The 23,375-nt window shown below is 46.9% G+C and carries 23 protein-coding genes and 2 riboswitches; of the genes, 18 read left to right on the top strand and 5 right to left on the bottom strand.

Going from position 1 to position 23,375, the window contains the following annotated elements:
• Both G9U52_RS28620 and istB read left to right on the top strand, forming a co-directional pair.
• A partial coding sequence (locus G9U52_RS28620; RefSeq protein ID WP_166154098.1) for a Mu transposase domain-containing protein occupies positions 1–1,055 on the top strand: 1,055 nt, incomplete at its 5' end.
• Positions 1,052–1,831 carry an IS21-like element helper ATPase IstB gene (gene istB, locus G9U52_RS28625; RefSeq protein WP_166154100.1) on the top strand — a complete coding sequence of 260 codons (780 nt, stop codon included), beginning with the start codon at positions 1,052–1,054 and terminating at the stop codon, positions 1,829–1,831. The genes G9U52_RS28620 and istB, both read left to right, overlap by 4 nt.
• 55 nt (positions 1,832–1,886) lie before the next feature.
• On the opposite strand, the gene G9U52_RS28630 is transcribed toward istB, so the two are convergent.
• Positions 1,887–3,800 carry a histidine kinase gene (locus G9U52_RS28630; protein WP_166154102.1) on the bottom strand — a complete coding sequence of 638 codons (1,914 nt, stop codon included), beginning with the start codon at positions 3,798–3,800 and terminating at the stop codon, positions 1,887–1,889.
• Positions 3,801–3,885: 85 nt separating this feature from the next.
• Here G9U52_RS28630 and G9U52_RS28635 point away from each other — a divergent pair, with 85 nt between their 5' ends.
• The 5 genes from G9U52_RS28635 to G9U52_RS28655 all read left to right on the top strand — a co-directional run bounded on the left by G9U52_RS28635 (position 3,886) and on the right by G9U52_RS28655 (position 8,680).
• Entirely contained in the window at positions 3,886–4,101 is a 216-nt protein-coding gene (locus G9U52_RS28635) for a hypothetical protein (protein ID WP_166154104.1), read from the top strand.
• Between the two features lie 349 nt (positions 4,102–4,450).
• Complete coding sequence (locus G9U52_RS28640; RefSeq protein WP_166154106.1) at positions 4,451–6,193, top strand: HAMP domain-containing methyl-accepting chemotaxis protein; 1,743 nt, start codon at positions 4,451–4,453, stop codon at positions 6,191–6,193.
• A 203-nt stretch (positions 6,194–6,396) separates the two neighbouring features.
• The gene (locus G9U52_RS28645; protein ID WP_243767623.1) at positions 6,397–7,017 is read left to right on the top strand and encodes an RNA polymerase sigma factor; all 621 of its coding nucleotides are present in this window, start codon (positions 6,397–6,399) and stop codon (positions 7,015–7,017) included.
• Positions 7,014–7,544, top strand: coding sequence for an anti-sigma factor (locus G9U52_RS28650; protein WP_166154108.1), 531 nt, complete (start codon positions 7,014–7,016; stop codon positions 7,542–7,544). Before G9U52_RS28645 ends, G9U52_RS28650 begins: the two co-directional genes overlap by 4 nt.
• Positions 7,544–8,680, top strand: coding sequence for a hypothetical protein (locus tag G9U52_RS28655; RefSeq protein WP_166154110.1), 1,137 nt, complete (start codon positions 7,544–7,546; stop codon positions 8,678–8,680). The genes G9U52_RS28650 and G9U52_RS28655 overlap by 1 nt, the downstream gene beginning before the upstream one ends.
• Positions 8,681–8,716: 36 nt before the next feature.
• Here G9U52_RS28655 and tadA read toward each other — a convergent pair whose 3' ends face one another.
• Both tadA and G9U52_RS28665 read right to left on the bottom strand, forming a co-directional pair.
• Positions 8,717–9,175 carry a tRNA adenosine(34) deaminase TadA gene (gene tadA / locus G9U52_RS28660; protein WP_243767624.1) on the bottom strand — a complete coding sequence of 153 codons (459 nt, stop codon included), beginning with the start codon at positions 9,173–9,175 and terminating at the stop codon, positions 8,717–8,719.
• A gap of 136 nt (positions 9,176–9,311) precedes the next feature.
• On the bottom strand, positions 9,312–9,749 hold the full coding sequence (locus G9U52_RS28665) for a thiol-disulfide oxidoreductase DCC family protein (protein ID WP_166154112.1): 438 nt from the start codon (positions 9,747–9,749) through the stop codon (positions 9,312–9,314).
• A gap of 166 nt (positions 9,750–9,915) precedes the next feature.
• Positions 9,916–10,006, top strand: a riboswitch (cyclic di-GMP riboswitch).
• Between the two features lie 86 nt (positions 10,007–10,092).
• On the opposite strand from G9U52_RS28665, the gene G9U52_RS28670 reads away from it, so the two are divergent.
• The 6 genes from G9U52_RS28670 to G9U52_RS28695 all read left to right on the top strand — a co-directional run bounded on the left by G9U52_RS28670 (position 10,093) and on the right by G9U52_RS28695 (position 16,638).
• Positions 10,093–10,809: a PilZ domain-containing protein gene (locus G9U52_RS28670; protein WP_166154114.1), complete on the top strand. Its 717-nt coding sequence runs from the start codon at positions 10,093–10,095 to the stop codon at positions 10,807–10,809.
• A gap of 165 nt (positions 10,810–10,974) precedes the next feature.
• A complete protein-coding gene (ychF, locus tag G9U52_RS28675; RefSeq protein ID WP_166154116.1) occupies positions 10,975–12,075 on the top strand; it encodes a redox-regulated ATPase YchF in 1,101 nt (366 codons plus the stop codon).
• A gap of 103 nt (positions 12,076–12,178) precedes the next feature.
• On the top strand, positions 12,179–13,252 hold the full coding sequence (gene prfA, locus G9U52_RS28680; protein WP_166154118.1) for a peptide chain release factor 1: 1,074 nt from the start codon (positions 12,179–12,181) through the stop codon (positions 13,250–13,252).
• 3 nt (positions 13,253–13,255) lie between these two features.
• Positions 13,256–14,365: a N5-glutamine methyltransferase family protein gene (locus G9U52_RS28685; protein WP_166154120.1), complete on the top strand. Its 1,110-nt coding sequence runs from the start codon at positions 13,256–13,258 to the stop codon at positions 14,363–14,365.
• A gap of 266 nt (positions 14,366–14,631) precedes the next feature.
• Positions 14,632–15,468, top strand: a complete 837-nt coding sequence (spoIIR, locus tag G9U52_RS28690) for a stage II sporulation protein R (protein ID WP_166154122.1) — start codon at positions 14,632–14,634, stop codon at positions 15,466–15,468.
• A 99-nt stretch (positions 15,469–15,567) separates the two neighbouring features.
• A complete protein-coding gene (locus G9U52_RS28695; protein WP_166154124.1) occupies positions 15,568–16,638 on the top strand; it encodes an L-threonylcarbamoyladenylate synthase in 1,071 nt (356 codons plus the stop codon).
• A gap of 131 nt (positions 16,639–16,769) precedes the next feature.
• Here the strand turns inward: G9U52_RS28695 and G9U52_RS28700 are convergent, their stop codons facing one another.
• Together G9U52_RS28700 and G9U52_RS28705 are read right to left on the bottom strand one after the other, a co-directional pair.
• A complete protein-coding gene (locus G9U52_RS28700; RefSeq protein ID WP_166154126.1) occupies positions 16,770–17,873 on the bottom strand; it encodes a ligand-gated ion channel in 1,104 nt (367 codons plus the stop codon).
• Between the two features lie 120 nt (positions 17,874–17,993).
• Positions 17,994–19,115 (bottom strand): cache domain-containing protein, encoded by a 1,122-nt coding sequence (locus G9U52_RS28705; RefSeq protein WP_166154128.1) that lies wholly within the window; start codon positions 19,113–19,115, stop codon positions 17,994–17,996.
• Positions 19,116–19,561: 446 nt separating this feature from the next.
• Between G9U52_RS28705 and G9U52_RS28710 the strand changes: the two genes are divergently transcribed.
• The 5 genes from G9U52_RS28710 (at position 19,562) to G9U52_RS28730 (ending at position 23,355) form a co-directional block, all read left to right on the top strand.
• Positions 19,562–20,401 (top strand): ion transporter, encoded by an 840-nt coding sequence (locus G9U52_RS28710; RefSeq protein WP_166154130.1) that lies wholly within the window; start codon positions 19,562–19,564, stop codon positions 20,399–20,401.
• A 230-nt stretch (positions 20,402–20,631) separates the two neighbouring features.
• On the top strand, positions 20,632–21,195 hold the full coding sequence (locus G9U52_RS28715) for a manganese efflux pump MntP (RefSeq protein WP_166154132.1): 564 nt from the start codon (positions 20,632–20,634) through the stop codon (positions 21,193–21,195).
• A gap of 164 nt (positions 21,196–21,359) precedes the next feature.
• Positions 21,360–21,944, top strand: coding sequence for a low molecular weight protein arginine phosphatase (locus G9U52_RS28720; protein ID WP_166154134.1), 585 nt, complete (start codon positions 21,360–21,362; stop codon positions 21,942–21,944).
• Between the two features lie 103 nt (positions 21,945–22,047).
• Positions 22,048–22,127: riboswitch (ZMP/ZTP riboswitch) on the top strand.
• A 161-nt stretch (positions 22,128–22,288) separates the two neighbouring features.
• Complete coding sequence (rpiB, locus tag G9U52_RS28725; RefSeq protein ID WP_166154136.1) at positions 22,289–22,750, top strand: ribose 5-phosphate isomerase B; 462 nt, start codon at positions 22,289–22,291, stop codon at positions 22,748–22,750.
• Between the two features lie 35 nt (positions 22,751–22,785).
• The gene (locus G9U52_RS28730; RefSeq protein ID WP_166154138.1) at positions 22,786–23,355 is read left to right on the top strand and encodes a TIGR01440 family protein; all 570 of its coding nucleotides are present in this window, start codon (positions 22,786–22,788) and stop codon (positions 23,353–23,355) included.
• Positions 23,356–23,375 lie beyond the last annotated feature (20 nt).

Raw genomic sequence — 23,375 nt, forward strand, 5'->3', positions numbered from 1 at the left:
TCACAACCGCCTATGGCAACTACCGGTATGCCTGCTTATTCACCAAACAAAAGACAGAATGCTTCCAGGAAGCCCATGCCCGGTTCTTCGGGCATGTAGGTGGTGTGTACCAAACCCTTGTCTATGACAACATGAAAGTCGCCGTCAAAAGCTTTATAGGGGTAGAGAAAGAACCGACGGAAGCGCTTTTGCAGCTTTCTATTTATTATGGATTCCAGTTCCGGTTCTGTAATGTCCGCAGTGGAAATGAAAAAGGGCACGTAGAACGCACGGTGGAAGTGGCCCGCCGTAAAGCCTTCTCGGTTCGGGATACATTTGATACCTTGGAGGAAGCGAACGCTTACTTGCTTGCGGTCTGTGGGAAGCTAAATGGTAAACCCCAGGATAGCCGCGAAGGGAAAAGCGCAGAAGCCTGCCTGGAAGAAGAACGTTCTTGCCTGTTGCCGAAGATGCCCCTATTCGATGCGTCACGCAGCTTTTTCGCCCGTGTGGATAAGTATGCAACCGTCATTGTTGACCAGAACCATTACTCCGTACCGGATCATTTCGTCGGCCAATTAGCGATGGTCAAGGTCTATTCAGGCCGGATCCAATGCTTCCATGACGGTAGGCAAGTCGCAGAACATGCCCGGCTTGTGGGGTGCCACGAATGGCGTTTGGAGCTTAGCCATTACCTGGAAACCCTAAAGAAAAAACCTGGTGCATTGGCCGGTAGCACGGCACTGCAGCAGGCACAAACAAAATGGAAAAACATCTATGAAACCTATTATACCAGACGGGAGAAAGATTTTGTAGAACTCCTGCAAATGATTGCAGATGGAGTTACCCTCGTGGAGGTGGAGCATAGTGTGGCAGAGCTGTGCCGGATCCATCCGAGCCACGTAACTACCGATAAAATTAAGGCGTTGTGTGCCAGGGCACGGGAAGTCCTGCCGCCACAAGCCTTGTCCTCACAAGAGTCCCAAGACATTGAGGCGCATGCCCAGCAACATCTGCGCCTATATGACGAACTGTTCCAAACCCAGCCTGTACCGCCCAAGGAGGCCGTTGCATGAGCCAACTGTCACGCAAAGCGTGGATGGAAAAAGTGACCGCCTACAGCAAGGAATTGAGGCTGCCCATGATGGCCCAGCATCTGGAAATGCACGTACAAGAAGCGAACCAGCTGGACCTGTGTTATGAGGAATTTTTGGCGCACTTGTTGCAGAAAGAGTGTGATGCCCGGGCGGAGGCCGCACGTACCAGCCGCATTCGACTCGCCCAATTTACCCACAAGAAGTATTTGGAGGACCTGTCCCTTGTAGATTTGCCTGAGGATGCCCAGAAAAAGCTAAAGCATCTCCAGTCCTTAACCTTCATCGAGGAAGGCCGAAACGTCATTTTGTCCGGAAATCCAGGGACCGGAAAAAGCCATATTGGGATCGGATTGGGCCTGAGGGCTTGCCAAGAAGGGTATAAAGTGTGGTTTACCACGGTCCCATTGCTCATTAACCAGATCAAGGAATGCCGCTCCCAGCAGACGCTGCGGGCCTTCCAGAACCGTTTTGAAAAATATGACCTGGTCATTGCCGATGAAATGGGCTATATCTCTTTTGACAAGGAAGGCTCCGAGTTGTTATTTACCCATCTGTCCCTTCGTGCAGGCCGAAAATCTACGATCATTACGACCAACTTATCCTTTGAGCGTTGGGGTGAAATTTTCCGTGACCCGGTCATGACCGCTGCGATGATTGACCGTTTGACCCATCAATCCTACCTTGTGAATATGAACGGAAATTCGTACCGGTTGAAGGAAACGAAGGAGTGGCTGCAAACTCAGCAATTAACTTAAAACCATGGCTGGATAGGCCTTTATTTTTTTGACGGAGTGGCTGGTTTTTAAATGACTACGTGGCTGGATTTTCAGTTGACAAATACAGGTGCAGCTCGAAGCAGTTTTGGCGAAGATTCGTATTAATAATTTCTATGTAATCAATAATGCCCTTCATTTGCTCGATATCCTCTTGAGGAAAACGCGGCTTCTCAATCAGCGAAGTAAATCGTTTCTTCAGGAAAAATAAATCCTGCATGGTTGTATCATGGAGATCGCTCGCAATCCGCTTGCGCTCATCCTCCTGAAGCTCGAACATCAGCTTGCGGAACCAAAGCAGATCTTGGGCTGTTTGCTCATTGGGTATCTGTGAGGCGAGATGCTGCAACTTCAGGTTCAGCTTGTGGATCAAATGCATATTTTCCAAGCTTACGGCGAGGTAAGAAATTATAAAATTCAACCATTGGAGGTCTTCCTTGCTGAGAGTTGTGTTCGTTTTTTTATCCGTTAAGATCAAGTAGCTGGTGTAATCTTCATGGTGGTTAATTTCCAAATAGGTGAGTGAGGAGTGATCCCATTGCTCGTCCCTTACTAATAGATCCACGGCCGATAAGGAAATGATACCTTCTGTAACGGTTTCTACTCGATCCTGATACTTAAACACAATGGCAGCACCAAATACTTGCAGCGTCTGGACAATATCGACGAGAACCATTTCTTTAAGCTCCCGGAAGCTGGTGATAAAACGCAGATTGCTAGCGATCTTTTTCAAGGCTTTATTGAGATAGTATTTTCGCGGAAACATAATAGACTCTAGCTTTGTTGCGATATATTCAAACGAATACAAAACGAAAGTAAAGATCAGTAGGGTGCCAATAAAGCTGAATAATACATGCATCCACGAAACATCCTGCTGCAAAATTAGCGCATTGAGCGCGACGATCCCCAGACTTGGAAGGATGGAAAGCGATAAGGTGAACATAACACGACGCAAAACGAGATCAATGTCGTAAAGCTTTTTGGCAAGGATCAAATAGGCAAAGGATAAGGGAAAGAACAGAATGAACCAGGATGTGTATAAGGAGCTAACCCAATCATATCTGAATAATAATTGGGGAATGAAAGATAGGCAGGCAAAAGGAACGAAGGATATGATTAAGGCCCACCAGACAGTTTTTATCATTATGGATAAGTGATAAGACTCTTTAGCATACTTGTAATAAACATACAGAAGGAAAGCAAAATTTAGCGTGAGACCTGTTAAAAAAAACGCAATTACAATGTTTTCGTAGAATGAGTAGAAATAATGGGCAACGTCTTCTATAAAAAACGTTTGTCTAAGTATAAATAATAGTAAGATGCTCATATATAAAGGTTTAACTATTTTTGAAAGAAACGATATTTTCACCTTTTCATTAAAAAATATGATTAAAAAATGTAGGAACAGAATAGGAAGAACCATCATTAAAGTAGATATACAAATTTTTCCGAGTGTATCGCCTCTCTGAGAGGCTCCTAAACTTGCAAAAATAAAGCCAATATTCATAAAAACGAGAGAAAGAAGACGTGCTGAGATAGAGTGTGGTGCTTTCCAATATAATAAAATGGCAAGGTATATAGTCAGAAGCTCCCCCAATAATGGAAGGACATCCGTGCTTGGAGCAGCTCGAACGTTGCCGACTATTACTTCAAACTCCTCGCCATTGCGGAAAATGGTGATGTTGTCTGCTTGATCAATTGATTTCCATTTTCGTATTGAGAAATAATCATTCGGATGCTCGCCATTAACTTTCTCGATCAGATCCCCAATTTGTAAATTCATTTTTAAGCTAGCACTATCCGTCTCTAGCGTTCGTATGGCCCATTCACTTTTTTCATTCTGTGACAGCAGTATACCTAAATACGGATATTGTAAAGTAATATAGGTAAGCCACCCATGCAAAATAACAAGTGAGATAAAGGTTAGCCTGAAAAAAAATTTAGATTCCAACGCTATTTACCCCCTTGCTTTTTCATATTTTCTGATATAATAAAAATGTAATTAATGTAAATAATTGTAGAAAGGAGGTGGTAATATGTCAACTGTTGTATATTCTTCCGAACTACATCAAGTGATTCGTAATTTAAAACAAAGCGATCCTCAAGAAATTTCCAATTTGTTTAAAGATAGTAATTGGTTCCAAGCATGGTCTATCACAGCAGAAGAGGCTCAAAATATCGTAAAATTATTTTCCCAATCCGCTAAGGATTACATAAAGGGATCAAATGGGACAAACACTTCATGGCAATAATTTTATTTCTTAATTTTACCAAAAAAATAAGAGATTGTATATTAGGACAAGTCCTATTATGCAATCTCTTATTGCTTTTTGTCGATAGTCCAAGAATGCAAATATGTTTGTATGTTATTGCAAACATTTTGCGTGAGCCTTAATGATCAATCAGCAGATGAAAGATATAGGATGGCATTACCCTTGGATATATTACCCAATAAGGGACCTTTGGACTATAAAGTAAAGATACAATCCTACCGAAGTAAAAGAGAAGGTAAACGACCTATATAGATAGGAACTGCGATTTTTTGTGAAATAGTAGTTTTTAATGGGACCTTACTAGAGAGAAATAATCGGAGGATTAGAGATGAAGCTAACACTGTTTAAAAAATTGTTATTCAGTTTTTTTGTGATCTTGCTGCTATTGTCAGTCACAAGTATAACGGCCATTATGAACATGGGAACGATGGGCAACAAGTCGAAGCAAACCACGCAGGTAGGTCTGCCGAATGTCATCCTGCTCGGCAATCTGAACCATGAGCTGATGGAGCTCGACGATCTTATCCTGCGGATCCAGTTAAACCTGGAGGATCCATCGAATAACCAAGATTTGGGTGATTCTATGAAAGGAAGCAGTGAAGTCGTCACCCAACCGGAAAATGCGAGGCGTATCTTCCAACAGATTCAAGCTAAAGTGGCAAAGATGGACGGAATAGCCTCACAAGCCAGTGATGGTAATCTTGTTAAATATTTTAATGAGAATTGGGGCAAATATGCAGCCTTGTTCCCCTCCCTCCTGAGTGCGGTAGAAAAGCATGGACCAGAAGGGCTAGCGCTTATTCAGCAGGCCAATGGATATGTAACTGGATGCACAGTAGTGATTAATGAGCTCACGAAGAACAACCAGAAGTATGCAAATGAATGGGGAGAAGAATTAACAGATTCCTATCGCACTGGTGTGATTTGGGTCATTATTCTCAGCGTGCTTGCCATTCTTTTAGGATTGGCGATTTCCTTTGTAATCGCGCGCCATGTTTCTTTGCCAATAAGGCAGATGAGCGTTGTTGCTAAGCGGGTGTCAGCTGGAGATTTATCGATTGCCTATGTAACCATGGCCCGACAGGATGAAATTGGCGATTTGAGTGGGGCTTTTGGGCAAATGACAGAGCATATGAAGCAAATGATCTTGAAAATTAATGAGCATGCCGGGTTAGTTGCCGTTTCGGCAGAGCAGCTTAAGACAAGCTCCGGGGAGATGCAGACGGCATCCCGGCAAATTGCCCAAACGGTTAAAGGTGTAGCGGAGGGTGCCAGCGAGCAAACCGTCAGCATGGAAGAAACCTCGCGTTCCATGGAGGAAGTGGGCGCAGGGATTGGGCGTCTTGCGGAGAATGCGTCGACCATTGCCGAAACGGTCGAATCGTCGAGGCTGCAAGCGGAAAACGGCGGTGCTTTGGTGCAAAAGACAGTCGAGCAAATGGACTCGATCAACGATTCCGTTTCACAAACGGATCAATTGATCCAACTGCTGGACCATAAGTCGCAAGAGATTGGCAGCATTCTTCATGCGATCCAGGATGTTGCCCAGCAAACCAATCTGTTGGCGCTGAATGCGGCTATAGAGGCAGCACGCGCTGGCGACCAAGGGCTAGGCTTTGCTGTAGTCGCTACGGAGGTTCGCAAGCTAGCCGAGCAATCGCGCTTGTCCTCAGAGGAAATTGCCTCCTTGCTAGGCGAGATCCAGTTGGGTATCAAAGAGTCAGCTAATGCCATGCTGAAGGTCAAAGAAGAGGTCATGACTGGAATCGCAAGCGTTCGTGAGACGGAGATCAACTTCGACCATATTCTGCAGTCCACATCGCTTATTGCTTCGCAGGTTCAGGAAATGGCGGCGACCTCGCAAGAAATGTCTGCGGGTGCGGAGCAAATTACGGCCTCGGTCTACCAGGTAGCCGACATTGCCAGAAGATCAGCCTCCGCCTCACAAGGCGTGTCTACCTCTGCGGAGCATCAATTCCAGGCTACAGAGGGTGTGCAGTCGTCAGCGCAGTCTTTATCCGAAATGACTGAAGAGCTGCACGAGCTTTTATCCCAGTTCAAGGTTTCATAAGGGAGTAGGGGCGGGCAATAGCACATCGGCATAGCTTATAATAACCGTACTACCATAAAGAGGATCCTCCATCATCAGTGGGGATCCTCTTTATGAATTAAGCGGCTGGCGATTCAAAATTCGCTCAAGGTGGCAAAGCCGATAAACGCACGCCGGCAATCGCTGGAGCGGGCTTTTTTTGCTTACTTGATTGGTTTGCCGATATGATTGTCGATAAGTGCAGTGATTTTACACTAATGTTCGTCTATGTTATGGAGAGGAGGGGGAGAACGATAACTGAAGAAACCGATTGGATTAAACGGATTGTGGCTGGCGACCACGAAGCATTTCGATTATTGATGGACAAGTACAACACCTATTTATTCCACGTTGCCTATTCTATACTGCGGTCCACTAAAGATGCAGAGGATGTTACACAGGAAGTGCTGCTCAAAATTTATGCTTCTCTCCCTCACTACCAGCATAAAGGGCTGAAAACCTGGATGACCCGGATTGCCATTAATAAAGCGATCGATTACAAGCGCTCCTTGGAGCGCAAGCGGGAACAGCTTACTGGCCAAATGGAAGAGCTGGACCTACCAGAAGCGTCGGAAACATCCGTAGAGGATGAAGTGATATACGTCCAGCTCCAGCAGCGGGTCAAGGATTACTTGCACGAGATTCCGGACAATTACCGCCAAGTGGTCGTTGCCTACTATATTGAGGATAAAAGCTATCAGGAAATTGCTAGCCAACAGGGTGTTGCAATCAAAACCGTAGAATCTAAGCTATACAGGGCCAAACAATGGATTCGCAAGCATTGGAAGGAGGAGGAGTGGAGATGAGTCACGGTACATTGGAGCAATGGCTTGCCTACGTAGAACATAGACTTTCTGAGGGAGAAAGTGATACATGGGAACTGCATCTTGAGGCCTGTGATGCTTGTATGGAGCTGTATATACAAAGTTTGGAGCTTGCTTCAGCTGCTTATCCCTTGCTGCTTCATGAGGCGGCATTAGCGGATAACGTTATGAAAGCCATCCAGAGTAGCTATGACCGGCCAGCTGACAGCTTATCTAGGGACAAGGCAGCTTCCTCTATAAGCAAAAGGTGGAGCCTAGGAACATGGACTTGGACGCGACATCCTCTATTCCATTATACGGTGGCTGCCAGTATTACGATGCTGCTGATGGGCTCGGGGTTATTTCAATCCATTGCCGTTGGGGGGAGCCCAGAGGAGCCGCTAACTTCAGGCACCATGCAGGCGGAACCAGCACCTATGCCTATATCTGTTTCCCAACAATTGCTGGATAAAACAATCGTCATGCTGGACGCGATCCAGCCTAAACATGAGAGAGGGGGAAGTCGCTAATGCGGTCTAAACATCCGATGACAGCTCTGCTGTTATCCTTCATTCCCGGACTAGGGCATTTATATTTGGGTAGGATTATAAGGGGATTATTATATGGGGCTTGTTTTTTCGGCCCCTTAATGTTGGTATTTCTGGTGGCTATTTTGGGAGAGGCGCGCCATTATGAGCTGCCGCTGATTGCTCTGCTTATTGTTGCCTTTCTAGTGGGTGTTGTTAATTTGCTGGATATGATTGTGGCGGTTGTCAATAGCAGGCAGCCTGGTCCAAGGGGATCGGCGGCTGGGGAGGGGCCAAACCCATACGCTGGCACTTCCCCTTCCCAGGAGCCAGGTTCCTATATAGCTTGGCAACCGATGCAGGATAAAGAGCGGTTTTTTACGATATTGCTTTCGTTGGTTCCGGGGCTGGGTCATCTCCAGCTAGGCATGGTGCAGCGCGGCTTGGCGTTTTTGGCCACTTTTTTCGGGTCCTTCACGATGATTATGTTTGTCGCTTCGATATCAAGCAGCGATGTGTTAGTATTTCTGGGCGTATTGCCGATCATTTGGCTCTATGGCATGTTTGACTGCATCCAGCAGTTGAACCGCAAACAACGGGGAGATGCGCTAATAGACCAGACGTTTTTAGAGGATTTCCAGGATATGCGTGAGGATGGCAAAAAAAGCAAGGTCATGGCCACCTTCCTATCCATCGTTCCGGGCGCGGGGCATATGTACCTGGGCCTGCAAAAACGCGGGCTGCAGCTTATGGTTGCTTTCTTTGGATGTATTTATATTTTAGATGTGCTGCATCTTTCCTTATTTTTATTCCTGATTCCGATTTTGTGGTTTTACAGCTTTTTCGATGCGCTGCAGCTCATTTCCAAGCCCAACCATGGGCATTTGCCGGACATCCCGATATTCGATTGGTTGGTAAACCACCAGAGGTGGATCGGCATTGTGCTGCTGGGGCTTGGGCTCTATTACGTAACGGACACGATGCTGCTTAGGCTGTTGGACATTTGGTTCCCGATGCAACGAATATCGACGTACTTCCATCGTTATTTTCAGACGATTGTTGTTTCTGTCGTGCTAATAGGTGGAGGGTTATGGCTAATGGCAGGAAGCAACAGGCAAAAAAAGCAACCATATAGGTGAGAAGCGCAGAAGCCGGCAACGTCCAAGGCTTCTGCTTTATTTTTGGCTCCGCAGCTTGCGAAAAAATTGGGTAAGCAGTAGGCTGCACTCTGCTTGCAGTACCCCACTAATAACATCAACCCGGTGGTTGAAGCGTTCCTCTTGCAGCAAATTCATCAAGGTGCCCGCGCAGCCTGCTTTGGGATCGACAGTTCCATAAATGACCTGGGGAATCCGCGACTGCACAATAGCCCCAGCACACATCGGACAGGGCTCCAAGGTTACATACAGCTTGCATTCGAGCAGCCGCCAGGCCTGCAAATAGTCGCTGGCCTGCTTAATGGCAATCAACTCGGCATGGGCGAGCGGATCTCGGGTAGTCTCACGAAGGTTGTAGCCGCGGCCAATAATTTGGTCCTGCCAGACGACTACAGCACCAATCGGCACTTCTAGCAATTGTTCGGCTTTACGCGCTTCTTCAATAGCCGCTTGCATATAATCGATATGTTCCTGCATATGAAATACCTCCATTAGGCTTGTGGATGAATGGCGAACAAACATTCGTTTGTTAACATGTTGTGGACAACTCTGTGGATAACTGGCTAGTTATGCACAAATTCATATAAATAGCTGTGGAAATCATTAAAGAACGTTAATCCATAAACTTGCTTCTGACATTGGCATCAGGGATCATGCAGCTATCATACTTGCCGAATAACTGGTATCTGCGTTTGGCAATAAATCGGTAAACGGCTTCCCTGATCGGCCGCGGTACTGCCCTGAACCAAGATAGCAAGCTCCAGCCCCCGCCCAATTGCTTGAAAATCTGGAGGACTGCTGAAGAATGGGTATAAACCTTACTGCCATCAAGCAGTATAACCGAATCCATGGATATGTTGTGGAGATGGCCAGCCATCAGTAAGCCTTGTACGAAATCCGATTGCAGTGGGGAAAACCGGAATTGGTCATGCTTATCGTGCTTGAGTATAAACTGTACCCAACCGTTGCAAAAGCGGCATACACCATCAAATAAAACAATGGAATGGCCGGAATCGAATTGTTCGGTTTTTGGTTGTTTTTGTGCCGTCATAACGTCACCTTCTTCATAATTGTGGAGAAATTATATCATAAAGCCTCAAAAATAAATAAAAGTTTTGTAAATTTTCTGAAAATGATTGCGTCCCTTCCAAGGAAACCGTATAATGAGACCAAGGATCTAATGTAAATAAATTACATATTTTAACATAAGTACTGCATTACGGAAAAGGCAAACTTGCCGAAAGGCAAGGACGCAAAGCTTAGGGTCTAAGGTCCTCAACAAAGGGCTAGGGCAGCCTAGCCGCCGATTATTATAAATCCCGGTGCGCAGCAGCTGTTTTCCGAACCAAGGTTCGGACGGCAGTTTTTTCTATTATAACGCGAGGAGCGGGTTTATGGTGATATCTAAATCTTCAGCTGCGGGGATAAACTACGAATATACAAGCGAAATTTTCAAAAACCCGTCAACGGTCCTCATTCATAGTCGTACTGTAGTTGAGAAGGATAATTTTGTATCGACAGGTCTTTTAACCTATGCAGAGGGCGATATCCTGGAAGTTGAAATTCCAGAATTCAAAGTATTTGAGCTGGGCGATTCCGTTAAATTGACGGTCTATTCGGCGGGCGGCATCTTTACTTTTCAATCTACTGTCGTTGCCAAGGACCAAGGCAGCTTAATTATAATTAACCCACCGCAAAACCGGCGCCGTTTTATCGAAAAACGGAGTAATCCACGGGTAGAAGTTAATGAAAAAGGCAAAATCCATGCGCTCACTAGCCAAGATACGAATGAAAGGCTGCCATTGGATGATGCAATAGGGCTGGTTATCTATAATATAAGCATTAGCGGACTTGGCTTTGCTTTAAAGCATGATACCGATCTAGGAAACTCAATGGTTATTGAAGTAGAACTAGATTTGGGTTTCTCGATGCCTTGTATAGCAGAGATTCTCAGGCGTGAGAAGATCGAGGAAGGCTACTATTATGGAGCCCGATATGTGGAAATAGCCGCAGATAAAGCAAATTCATTAAGGGCGTTCGTGTTGAAAAAACAGGTCGAATTGCATTTTAGTAATAAGAAACTAGACCAGATCAAGCGGACATTTAAGTAAGGGAATTGAATAAGCTCGTTCATTCCGCCAATAAGGCGGATTTTTTGGTATTATACGGTTTTAATTGCTTTTAACTACGAGTTTAAGGTGACAACATGGCTCCATTTGCGATATAATAACTATTTAGGGATATTGAAAACAATTAATTAAGGAGTTGTCCTATACATGGCTTTAAAAGCGGGAATTGTGGGTCTTCCGAACGTTGGAAAATCCACTTTATTTAATGCAATAACACAAGCGGGTGCCGAAATGGCGAATTACCCTTTTTGTACCATTGACCCGAATGTGGGTGTGGTGGAGGTTCCCGACGAGCGGCTGCAAAAGCTTACGGAGATTGTGGTTCCTAAAAGCGTCGTTCCTACGGCATTTGAGTTTGTAGATATTGCCGGTTTGGTTAAGGGCGCAAGCAAAGGTGAGGGGCTTGGCAATAAGTTTCTGGCTCATATCCGTGAAGTGGATGCCATTGTCCATGTCGTACGCTGCTTTGAGGATGAGAACATTACGCATGTATCAGGTGGCATTAACCCGATCAGCGATATTGAAACGATTAATCTGGAGCTCGTCTTGGCAGATATCGAATCGGTGGAGAAGCGCATTGAGCGCTCCCGTAAAAATATTAAAGGCGGCGACAAGAAATATGCGGCCGAAGTTGAATGCTTGGAGCGTGTGAAAGAGGCATTGTATAACGATAAGCCAGCACGTAGTGTGGAGCTGACCGATGATGAAAAGCTGCTGATCCGTGACCTGCACCTTTTAACCATGAAGCCCATGCTGTACGCGGCCAATGTGAGCGAGGATGAGGTTGGAAATGCGGACGAGAATCCATTCGTGAAGCAGGTTCGTGAATTTGCCGCTATTGAAGGTGCGGATGTTGTTGCCATTAGCGCCAAGGTAGAGTCTGAAATTGCCGAGCTAGAGGGCGAAGACAAGGCGATGTTCCTGGAGGAGCTGGGCTTGCAGGAATCCGGCTTAAACCGCCTTATCAAAGTAGCGTATAAGCTGCTTGGCCTGTTTACGTATTTTACTGCGGGTGTCCAAGAGGTTCGTGCATGGACGATAGTCGTAGGTACCAAAGCACCACAAGCGGCGGGTGTGATCCATACGGACTTTGAGCGAGGCTTTATTCGTGCCGAGGTGGTTGCTTACCACGATCTAGTAAATGCAGGCTCGATGAATGCGGCTAAGGAAAAAGGCCAGGTTCGTTTAGAAGGCAAGGAATACGTAGTTAAGGACGGCGATGTTATGCATTTCCGTTTCAACGTATAGCTTAGCTACACAAAGAGCACGATGATGGTATGGCTGAATGTCGGGCTGTTAAAAAGACCTATACGGATGAAATGGAAATAACGAGGATAAGAGGTGAACGAATATGATAGACAGACTACAGTCATTAGCTGGGCGGTATGAGAAATTAAGCGAGCTTCTATGTGACCCCGATGTATCTAGTGATACGAAGAAGCTAAGGGAGTATTCGAAGGAGCAATCTGACTTACAGGAAGCTTATGATGCCTATATCGAATACAGAGGCGTAGTTGAAGAGTATGATGCAGCGCGCATTATGCAGAACGAGAAGCTGGATGACGATATGCGCGAGCTTGTAAAAATGGAGCTGGATGAGCTGTCCGATCGCAAGACGGAGCTGGAAGCCCGTATCAATGTATTGATGCTGCCTAAGGATCCGAATGACGACAAGAATGTAATTGTGGAAATCCGCGGCGCAGCGGGCGGGGATGAAGCCGCATTATTTGCTTCTGACCTATATCGGATGTATACCAAATTTGCCGATGTCCAAGGCTGGCGTACGGAAGTTATGGATGTCAGCATGAATGATTTGGGCGGATTTAAAGAAATTATTTTTTCCATTAATGGCAAAGGTGCCTACAGCAAGCTGAAATACGAGAGCGGTGCGCACCGTGTTCAACGAATTCCGACGACTGAATCGGGTGGACGGATTCATACCTCGACTTCTACAGTAGCGGTTATGCCCGAAATGGAAGAATTCGATATTGAAATTCATGATAGTGATATTCGTGTAGATACCTTCTGCTCCAGTGGAGCGGGTGGACAGTCTGTTAATACGACTAAATCGGCGGTTCGCGTGCTTCATGTGCCCACAGGCATTATGGCGACTTGCCAGGATGGTAAATCACAAAACTCGAATAAAGAAAAAGCACTCCAGGTGCTGCGTGCACGGATTTTTGACAAGTTCCAGCAAGAGGAAATGTCCAAATACGCCGGTGACCGTAAAAGCAAGGTCGGAACAGGTGACCGCAGCGAGCGGATTCGTACCTATAATTTCCCGCAAAGCCGCGTGACCGACCACCGTATCGGCCTGACGTTGCATCGTCTGGATGCAGTACTCAATGGAGATATGGATGAGATTATCTCCACATTAACGATTGCAGCGCAATCGGATTTGATGGATAGAGGAGAGCAAGCCTAAGCTATGGTTGCCCTACAAAAGTTAACGATTCGTGAAGCCTATGTGGAGGCTTCTTCTTTTTTTCGGGAGCATGGCGCCAGTGAGGCAGAAGGCAGCGCCGACTTGCTATTGCAGCACCTGCTGGGGCTTAGCCGTAGCGAGCTATTGCTCAGCTGGCAAGAGCCATTCCCGGAGGAGCGGAATGCAAAGTGGCGGGAGCTGCTGGAGCGGCGGGCGGCGGGCGAGCCGGTGCAGTACATCATAGGGGAGCAGGAGTTCTACGGGCTCCCTTTTACGGTGACGCCGGCGGTACTGATCCCGCGTCCGGAGACGGAGCTGCTGGTCGAGCAGATCGTGCTGCTTGGCAAGCAGCTCTGGCCTGAAGCGTGCGGCGAAGGCGCCAAAGCACGGCGCGGCGTAGAGGCACGTGGTACGGAGACGCGTGGCGCGGAAGCACGCAGCACGGGAGCGGGAGTGCGTGGAGTGGAAGTAAGTGGCCTAGCAGAAGAAGTGGAGCAGCACGCGGAGCGCGGCGGACTGGACGGAAACGAGGCAGAGGCGAAGCAACGGCTGGAACCTGCAACGGCTGGCCGCAGCAGGCTGTTGGTTGCTGATATTGGAGCAGGCAGCGGCGCGATTGCTGTCAGCCTGGCCGTACAGTGCCCGCAATGGCGCGTGGTCGGCTCGGACATATCGTCGACAGCGTTAGCTGTAGCTCAAGCGAATGCGAAGCGCCACGCCGTTGATGGGCAAGTCACCTTCATGGAAGGCGACTTGCTCATGCCTTACATCCAACGCGGATTACGGCTGGATGTGGTAGTGTCCAACCCGCCTTACATACCGGAGGCGGATGAAGCAGGGCTGCAAATAGAGGTGCGACATTACGAGCCGCGCTCTGCATTGTACGGAGGCGTGGATGGGCTAGATCTGTATCGTCGCCTTATGGAGCAGTTAGCGATGCTGGAAGTATTACCTTCGTTAGTCGGGCTTGAAGTGGGCTTCGGCCAAGCGGGCGAGGTTGCACAATTGCTGCGCCAAGCCGGGGCATGGGACGAAATCCGTATTGTGCCCGATTTGGCGGGTATTCCCCGGCATGTAATAGGGATCAGGTTTCCAGTCTCGGCAACCTGTTAGCTTTGCGGACACAGAAACCGCTATTAGGGTTAAATCTCTCCGCAGGAGGTCTAAACCTGTCAATAGCGACTTCTATGACTGCCAGCATAGCCAAACAGGCGATTCCGCGGGCCAAATAATGGCTTCTGTGTCCGCTTAGCTTCACAGCGGCTTCAACAACATAATAATTGCTAGATTACTAGAATACGAGGTTTAATCCTTCTCGCATTGGCCGATACTTGTACTAGAAAACAAGGCGCAGCGAGTGCGGAAGGATGGTTGAATCCATGGGTAAACAGAACGGGAATCGTCGTCATTGGTATATGGTTTTTGCTATTATATGGCTTATATGCTGCTGGGAATCGAACCTCGATTCCTCTACTATTTTTGCTTCAGGGATAGGGTCAGTACAAGATAAAGGGGCTATAGGGGAAATGATCCCGCAAGAGTCAATCCGGCTGCGTATCCTTGCTAATTCTGATTCTCCTGCCGACCAATGGATCAAACGCGAGGTGCGCGATGCCATTGTCCAGGAAATGCAGCAATGGGTAAATGAGCCACAAGGGATCGAGGCTGCAAGGGATGCTGTCCGCATGCATTTGCCCGAGATTGGCCAATTGGTTGGTGATACTTTGCAACGGTACGGATTTGATTCGGCTTACCAGGTGGAGCTGGGCCAAGTGGCCTTTCCTGCCAAAATGTATGGAAGCCAAATCTATCCTGCAGGCGAATATGAAGCTTTGAAAGTAAGCATAGGTTCGGCGGACGGGCAAAATTGGTGGTGTGTGCTTTTTCCTCCGTTATGCTTTGTTGATGCCGAAATGATAGCGCGAAAGCCTGATGAGCTGGATGCTAAAGCGGGCTCAGCCCGAAGCCAAGCGGGGCAAAAACCAGCATCGGCAGAGCGGCTTGAGAGTAATACGACAGCCAAGCCAAGCAAACAAGCCGAAGACAATGGCAAGGCTTTAGCTGCCAAGCCGGTAAACTCTACAAATTCGATAAATCCAGAAAAAGCGGGGCAATCGACGAATACAACAGCAATCCATGCCAACGAAAACAAAAGCTTGCCTCAACCAGAAGTGCGTTTCTTTCTGTGGGATTTTTTGGTGAAGCTATTTGCATAAATGATTACTAAGGCACACTACTCACTACTACTAAAACCGATTGACAACCCATTCCCACTAGTAACTACTAACGGAACTTTAAAGACTGGAGCTTCTGTAATGACTAAATATTGGAAAATATCGGCTAGTCAGCCGGATATTCATGATTTGGTTGAACCTGCCCTTATACTTCGCCAAGGCGGACTCATCGCTTTTCCTACAGAAACGGTTTACGGGCTTGGGGCGGATGCCCGGCAAACGGATGCTGTACTTAAAATATTTACAGCCAAAGGGCGCCCGGCAGATAACCCGCTTATCGTACATATTGCGAATCGGTCTCAGATGGAGGAGCTGGCAGCTGCTCCGGATGAGGCTATTTCGCGTTTACTGGATGTTTTCTGGCCAGGCCCATTGACGGTTGTACTGCCAGTTAAGCCTGGCGTCTTATCTCCACTGGTCACTGGCGGTCTGGCAACTGTGGGACTGCGTATGCCCGACCATCCGTTGGCGCTCCAATTAATTGCTGCTTCTGGTTGCCCAGTAGCTGCCCCCAGCGCTAATAGCTCGGGAAGGCCGAGTCCTACATGTGCCGAACATGTGCTGGACGATCTGGCAGGCCGGATCGACGGCATCGTAGACGGCGGGGCAACAGGCATTGGCCTGGAGTCGACCGTCGTGGCGTATACTACGGCGATGGAAGGACGTGAAGCCGTGCTCGACATCCTGCGACCGGGCAGCATCTCAATCGAGATGCTGCGTGCGGCGCTGCCGGGCACCCTGGTGCGTGTGGCTTCGCCGCACCTTGAGGCAACCGAGGCGCCGCGCGCGCCCGGGATGAAGTACGCGCACTACGCGCCTCGCGGTGCGATGACACTCGTTCAGGGGCAGTCCCCTGAACGAGTGCTCGCTCGCCTGCAGCGCGAGCTTGATGCAGCCCGCGCGCGCGGCGAGCGCACGGGCGTGCTCACTTACCGCGAGCACGCCGATGCGCTGCGCGCGGATGCGGTGGTCACCTGCGGAAGCCTTGGTGACCTAGAGTCCATCGCGCACGGGCTATACGCCGCGTTGCGCGAGTTCGATGAAGCCGGCGCGGACTTCATCGTGGCGGAGGCTTGCCCCGAGGAGGGCATCGGGGCCGCCATTATGAACCGGCTGCGCAAAGCCGCCGCAGACCGAATTATATACGTGTAAAAGGCTCCCAATGAATATCCTTTCCACGGGAAGCGAAAAGAACCTGCCAATCGGCAGGTTCTTTTCATGGACATGCACGGAATTTATATGTCTGGGTATACCACTATTCCAAGTGGTTTATTCAAGATGGTTTATTCAAGATTAAGAAACGAGAAAAGAAATAAAGCGGTAATACCGAACACTACAAAAACCGGAACGCTCCACTTCATATAGGCATGTAGCTCCACTGCGACAAAGCGGTCCATAAACGGCTTATAAACATGCTCATTATATACAGTCAATAAAATGACCAGAACGACCAAGTAGAACAAAAACCCATATTCGATCAAATGGAAAACCGAGCTGTCTACACCTAATGCCGGGTAACGAATCGTGGTAGCAAAGCTGAACGTGAGGTACGCCATGATCGCACCCGTTAGCATTTGTATCCGCACCAGCCAGGTTTGGCGGATGGCACCCAATGCAATCAGGGGAACCGCAAGCAGGATCGCTAGCGGAATATAAATGTTAAACAAATGGGCAGTCCATTCCCTTTTTACCTCAAGTGCGGATTCAATATGGGAAACAGGGATGCCGTTCCAGCCTTTCATTTGTGATGCTTGGTAATTGACTCTCTCCGGCTGCCAGCCTTTGAGGTAAAGACCAGATTCGAAACCTGAATATTGGTCATCTACCTCTAAATGCTCGAATAGAACTTTACCTGAGCCGTATTTGAGGGAGGTCACATTAACCATCAGCCTTTGGGTATCAAAGGGGAAGTAATCGAGATTGTAGGTCGACTCAAAATTTCCTTTCAAGCGCAGGTTATATTGGACCGTACCATCCATAAAAATGATTAGCCCTTTTTCCTCTTTCTGCGGCTTGTCCGATTGGTTGGAAACTTGAATATCCGGTGTCCATATTTTACTGAGCATAGCTGCCGCTTCAGCACCTGAAAATTCTTGGCGATCCGCGCCGAAGTCTGCTTTATTAAAGGCAACTCGGGGATCCTGCCATCGAAATCTCAGATCAACATCGGCCTGAAACATATTGCCGAGTTCATTGATCGTATACAATTTATTCACCTTAAGTGCTACACCAACTTTTAACGGAAGCTGGACATTTTGCGGAAAGTCTGTTCTGCTGGCAGACGCTTCCTTACCCATATCCTCTGCAGCCATAATCAAGGTAGGTGTCACAAAGCATGCTGCCCAGCCTGCCAAGAACATTACTAGGAGCAATCTCGTGAATTTCATACGTCTTCCTCCTTCTTGTATCACAGAATCAGTGTTGTACCAGATTAAATGGGATCCATCAGACGGGCCTCTAATCAACCTATTGGCAAGACGTATTTAATTGGTGTAGGTATGATTCCGTTACTTTTTTTGGTTTTCCTCTGAATGGTTCAAGTGTGTTTTTAACTGTAATACCTTCTTGGCAATCGCCCCGATTTCATCGGTTCTAGCAGCAAGCTCTTTGCCTGTTTCATTGCCTTCTTCCTCAACGGCTTTACGCAAAGACATGAAAGGATTAATTAACATTCCCCTCGTGATTAGCAATACAGCTCCTGTGAGGACAATTACCTGAAACACGAGAAGCATCATAGCAATAATAAGTGCCTTCTGAATTTGTTTATCGAATATAGCCATGCTTTTGGTAGCAACAATAACTCCAATTTTTTTGCCGCTGAAATCTACTAAGGGAAACATCAGGGACCCGTAATTGATGCCACCCAACTTGTTGTCATAAAATGTGAGCTCCGTAGTGCTCTTGAGCAGCTCAGGGGTAACAATGCTACTGACCAGATTCCAGTCCGTATATTGGATATTTCTTAAACCGCCCATAATGTATTGCTTTTCCGGTGATGGAACGGACTTGGCGACTCTGGTCATCAATTCATCATCAACAAATACCCCAACATCAAAGCCGGTATTCTTTTTGATTTCAACTCCGAATTTCGAGAAATCGAGGCTTAGCTCCATCACTCCGCTTAGCCCTGCTCCATCCATTATCGGAATCACTCCGCGAATACCGGCACCGGCAGGACCGATTTCCACGCCCTTAAGCGGTTCTTTATTTCGGCTCGCTGCATTAATCATTTCGCGGTATGCACTAACATCCTCGGTCGGTTTTTGCTGGTCATACATATACAAAATTGAATTAGAGGTTGGTGTATAAAAAGCCCATTGCAGAATACCAAACATGGACTTCTGTAATTTCGCCGTTTCGGTTAGCTCTGCAATTAAGGCATCGCGGTCACGGTTTCTCACTGCTTTTTTGACAGTAGGTATCTCGGCGATCATACTTGCACGCCCCAGCATGAAGCCGGCTTGGTCACCAATTTTATTCTGGATAATGCCTGATACCATATCCATTAACTCTCGCTTGCCAACTTCTTGTAAGCCTACTTGCTGCCGATAAAATACATAGGTGATCAGAGATGATGTGACTAGGACTACGATTAATAAGATAGTAGTGATCTTTCGGCTCAGACTCATTCGGCTTAACCTCCCTTTGTTTGTACATAGAATGGGGCAATTGCAAAAAAAGCAGTGTTAACTCTGGAAAATAATAAGAGAGGAAAGTAACTAACATAACCAGGTAGTTATAATAACATCAACACAGTATGAGTATAAGGTCGTAGGAATAAATTGTAAACATTTTGTCGAAACCAATGGGTTTACGAAAAAATAATAGGTTAAACTACCTAGAAGTGTGGGAATTTGTGCATAAAGGGGATTGCCATGTTGGTAAAAATTGAATATCATATAATGGAAGTTTCTATCAATTGGGGGTGATAGTTCATTCACGAGCAAAAAGCAGCATACTAGCATGAGTTTTAAGTCCTATTAACGGCCGACCTTGTAATGAATGTCTACCACTAACATGATCTATATCTTTTGAAGGCCTTAGATGCTTAATTAAATGGGGGTTAAAACTTATTATGAATACGAAGGTGCAACCGTCGGGACTAAGCGCGCTAGTTAGCAGCCCGAAATTTAGTAATTTTATTTTATTTTGTGTTTTCTTAAATGCAATCATCATTGGAATGCAGACTTATCCTGCGATTAACGTTACATACGCATCCCTTTTTAACAAGCTGGACATCGTATTTTTGGGTGTTTTCACAATAGAAGTTATTTTGAAAATATTTGTTTACCGCAAGAATTATTTCAAAGACGGATGGAACATATTTGACTTTATTGTTGTCGCTGCAAGTATTGCCTTCCTGCAATCTGAATTTGTTAGCGTTCTGCGGATATTACGGGTATTGCGGGTGCTTAAGACGATATCCTCCATTCGCTCATTACGCCGGATCATCACTTCCTTATTTATGGCGGTTCCAACGATCGGAAGTATTTCCTTATTGATGGTTATCGTATTTTATATTTACGGGGTAGTGGGTTCTACCTTTTTTGCGGAATTATCGCCCGTTTACTTTGGAGATTTATCGGCATCACTCGTTACCTTATTCCAGATCGCTACCTTCGATGACTGGGCCAACATCTACCGTCCTATCGCTGAATCCTCTCCACTTTCGCTGATTTACTTCGTGACCTTCATCTTTATTGCGGTCTTTGTTATGCTCAACTTGGTCGTTGGTGAAATTGTTAACAATGCATCGAATATTCCATCTGATGTTGTTGAGGATATCGCTGAGATTGAAAAGGATGTACATGACATTAGAGGAGTTGTACTGGAAGTCCAGCAGCTGAAAAGCGAGATCATGGAGTTGAAGCTATTACTGATGGAAGAAAGTCAGCAGCACAAGAAATCCAGCTAATCGCTTTTTCTTTGCAAATTAAGGGGGTCCCTAGGATCCTCTTTTGTTTTTGTGAAAACGATATAAAAGCTTGTTGGTTCTTCGTATTGTTCACATTGTCCACATTGCGCTGCTTATTTCCCTACCTGTCCACTAGCTACTATACCTAGTTGTGAATGAAAGAAAGCACTAGTCATGTTTCTTAACTTGTCCGCATATGTTGGTGAAGAACACGACAAGGGGGACTGGGGATGGGCTTGGCATCGCCACTACTGGTGGGGCAATTCATTACGATATTGATCATGGCATTTGCGTTGGGCCTAGATGCGCTATCGTTAGGCATCGGAATCGGGATGAGAGGTATTCGAAAGCTGGATGTCCTCAAGCTTAGTATGATCATCGCTGTGTTTCATATGGTCATGCCTCTAATAGGCATGTTGATGGGCAGTTATATGAGTGCTTTGTTAGGTGGGGTAGCGACTAAAGCAGGTGGTATTTTACTCGTGCTCCTTGGTGCCCATATGGTATATAACTCCTTAAAGGGGGAGCCTGTCCAATCTATGAATCATAAAAGCTTCATGGGCATGCTGGTATTTGCATTTAGCGTCAGTATCGATTCGTTTTCTGTGGGCGTTTCTCTAGGCATGTTTGCCGGCGATAGGGTGCTGACGGTTATCATGTTTGGAGCAGTTGGTGGATTAATGTCTATTATCGGCTTGATGCTGGGCCGGAAAGCGGGACGTTGGTTAGGTGAATACGGCGAAGCTGCAGGTGGTGTTATTTTATTAGCTTTTGGGGTTCGGTTTTTATTGTAACCAGAACGTTTCTCTGCGTAAGCTGACTTCTTGGGCATAGAGGTGGGCTTTTTTAGTGAACAAATCGCTAGCGCCTCAGCCCCTCCATATTTCACGCGATTTGAGGTACAATAAGAATAGGGCTTTATGCAAATCATTTTGTTTGAGAGAGGCAGGGGACTCTGATGAATCGAATTTTGTTCGTTTGTACTGGCAATACCTGCCGCAGTCCGATGGCAGAAGGAATGCTTCGAGCCATGCTGAAGCAGCAGGGCATAGAAGGCGTTGAAGTCCGTTCAGCCGGAACCTCAGCGGGGGACGGTTTTCCAGTTTCCACGAATGCTGCTGTTATTTTGCGGGAAAAGGACGCTCTCCAGTCCATTAGCTCTTCTTCTTTAACAAGTGCTTTGCTCGATTGGGCTGATCTGGTGCTGACGATGACATCAAGCCACAAGCAGCAAGCGATCCAGCGTTTTCCTGAGTTTGTTGACAAGATGCACACTTTAAAAGAATTTGTGAGCGATGACCAAGCTGCTGAAGGGCGTATTGCGGAGCTAGAGCAGCTGATCGCTGAGCTCCAAGTCAAGCAAGCCTTGTCCCAGCCGGTGACACCAGAGGAGCGTGCAAGGGCCCGCGTGTTGGAGCAGTCGCTACCCAATTATGATATCGCTGATCCATTTGGAGGGCCATTGTCCCTTTATAGGCAATGTGCAGCGGAGATCGAAGCAAGCTTGGTTAAGCTGGTTCTGAAGCTGAAACGACAGCTGTAACCGATTAGCCACTATGAAATTTTTGTGATGCCCGTGCAGTCGAAAGCCTAGGCTTTTTGACTTTACAACTTCCTTTATTTCCGCTATGATAGAAAAAAGAAGCAGGATCTGATGTAACTGGCGACGAGTGGATTAACCACAATGGAGCATCAGAGCATACGGCCGGTCGCCTGGGCAAAGAGCATTGCAGTGCTGAATTAAGCACGCAGTATGCTCTTTTTTCATTTATCGCCAAGCTCCACATTTCGTTTTTGCAGGTCGTTTACGTTATAATGTAGCTGTTTGGGTTATAGTCGATGCTTAAGTGAGAAATGCTTGAAGAAACTTGCTAGGAGGCGAATCAGTTGAAAATAGTAATAGGTGCTGATCATGCGGGTGTTCATTTGAAGGATGGGATTATTAAGCTTGTTGAGTCCCTGGGCCACGAAGTAACGGATGTAGGCTGTAATTGCTCGGATTCCGTCGATTACCCCGATTATGCGATTCAAGTTTGTGATCGGGTCGTTGCAGGAACCGCTGACAGGGGTATCCTGATTTGTGGAACTGGAATTGGGATGACGATTGCCGCTAACAAAATACCAGGCATTCGCTGTGCGCTTGTCCATGACCTTTTCTCCGCCCAAATGACTCGCCAGCATAACGATTCCAACGTATTAGCGATGGGCGAACGGATTATTGGACCTGGCCTAGCGGAGGAAATTGTGAAGGTTTGGCTGGAAACCGAATTTTCCGGTGGTGAAAGACATGTGAATCGAATCAGCAAAGTTAAGGATATAGAAAACCAATCGAACGTCGTTTCATCGTAACCTTTCATAGAGCGTGAGAAGGGAGGCAGAGGAGCATGAATATTCAGCCTCAGGTTGAACTAGTGCTGCGTGAGCTGTGCAAAGCTGGAAATGTCCAGGCAGGCCAGCTGCTCGTAATCGGCACCAGCACGAGTGAAGTGCTAGGTCACCATATCGGCACCTCGGGTACGGAGGAGGTAGCGGCGCCTATATTTGCGGCGGTTGAAGCGGTGCGAGCCGAAATTGGGTTTCATCCTGTTTTTCAATGCTGCGAGCATTTGAACCGTGCCCTTGTGTTAGAACGAACGGCAATGCTCGACTACCGATTAGAGCCGGTTTCAGCAATCCCGGTTCCGCGGGCGGGCGGCTCGATGGCCTCTTATGCGTTTAAGCATTTAAAACAGGCCTATCTTGTAGAAGCGGTCCAAGCGCATGCCGGGATCGACATAGGCGGAACCCTAATTGGGATGCATCTTAAGGCGGTGGCGATTCCGCTTCGCCCTTCGATCCGTATGATTGGACACGCTTCGGTACAACTAGCTTATACTAGACCAAAGCTGATCGGCGGCCCTCGGGCTGTTTATGTATTAGAAGAGAAGCCAGCAGATGCTGGGTTTTGTGAGTGATTTATATACAATAATAATAG

The organism is Paenibacillus agricola (assembly GCF_011440305.1).
GTDB lineage: Bacteria > Bacillota > Bacilli > Paenibacillales > NBRC-103111 > Paenibacillus_S > Paenibacillus_S agricola.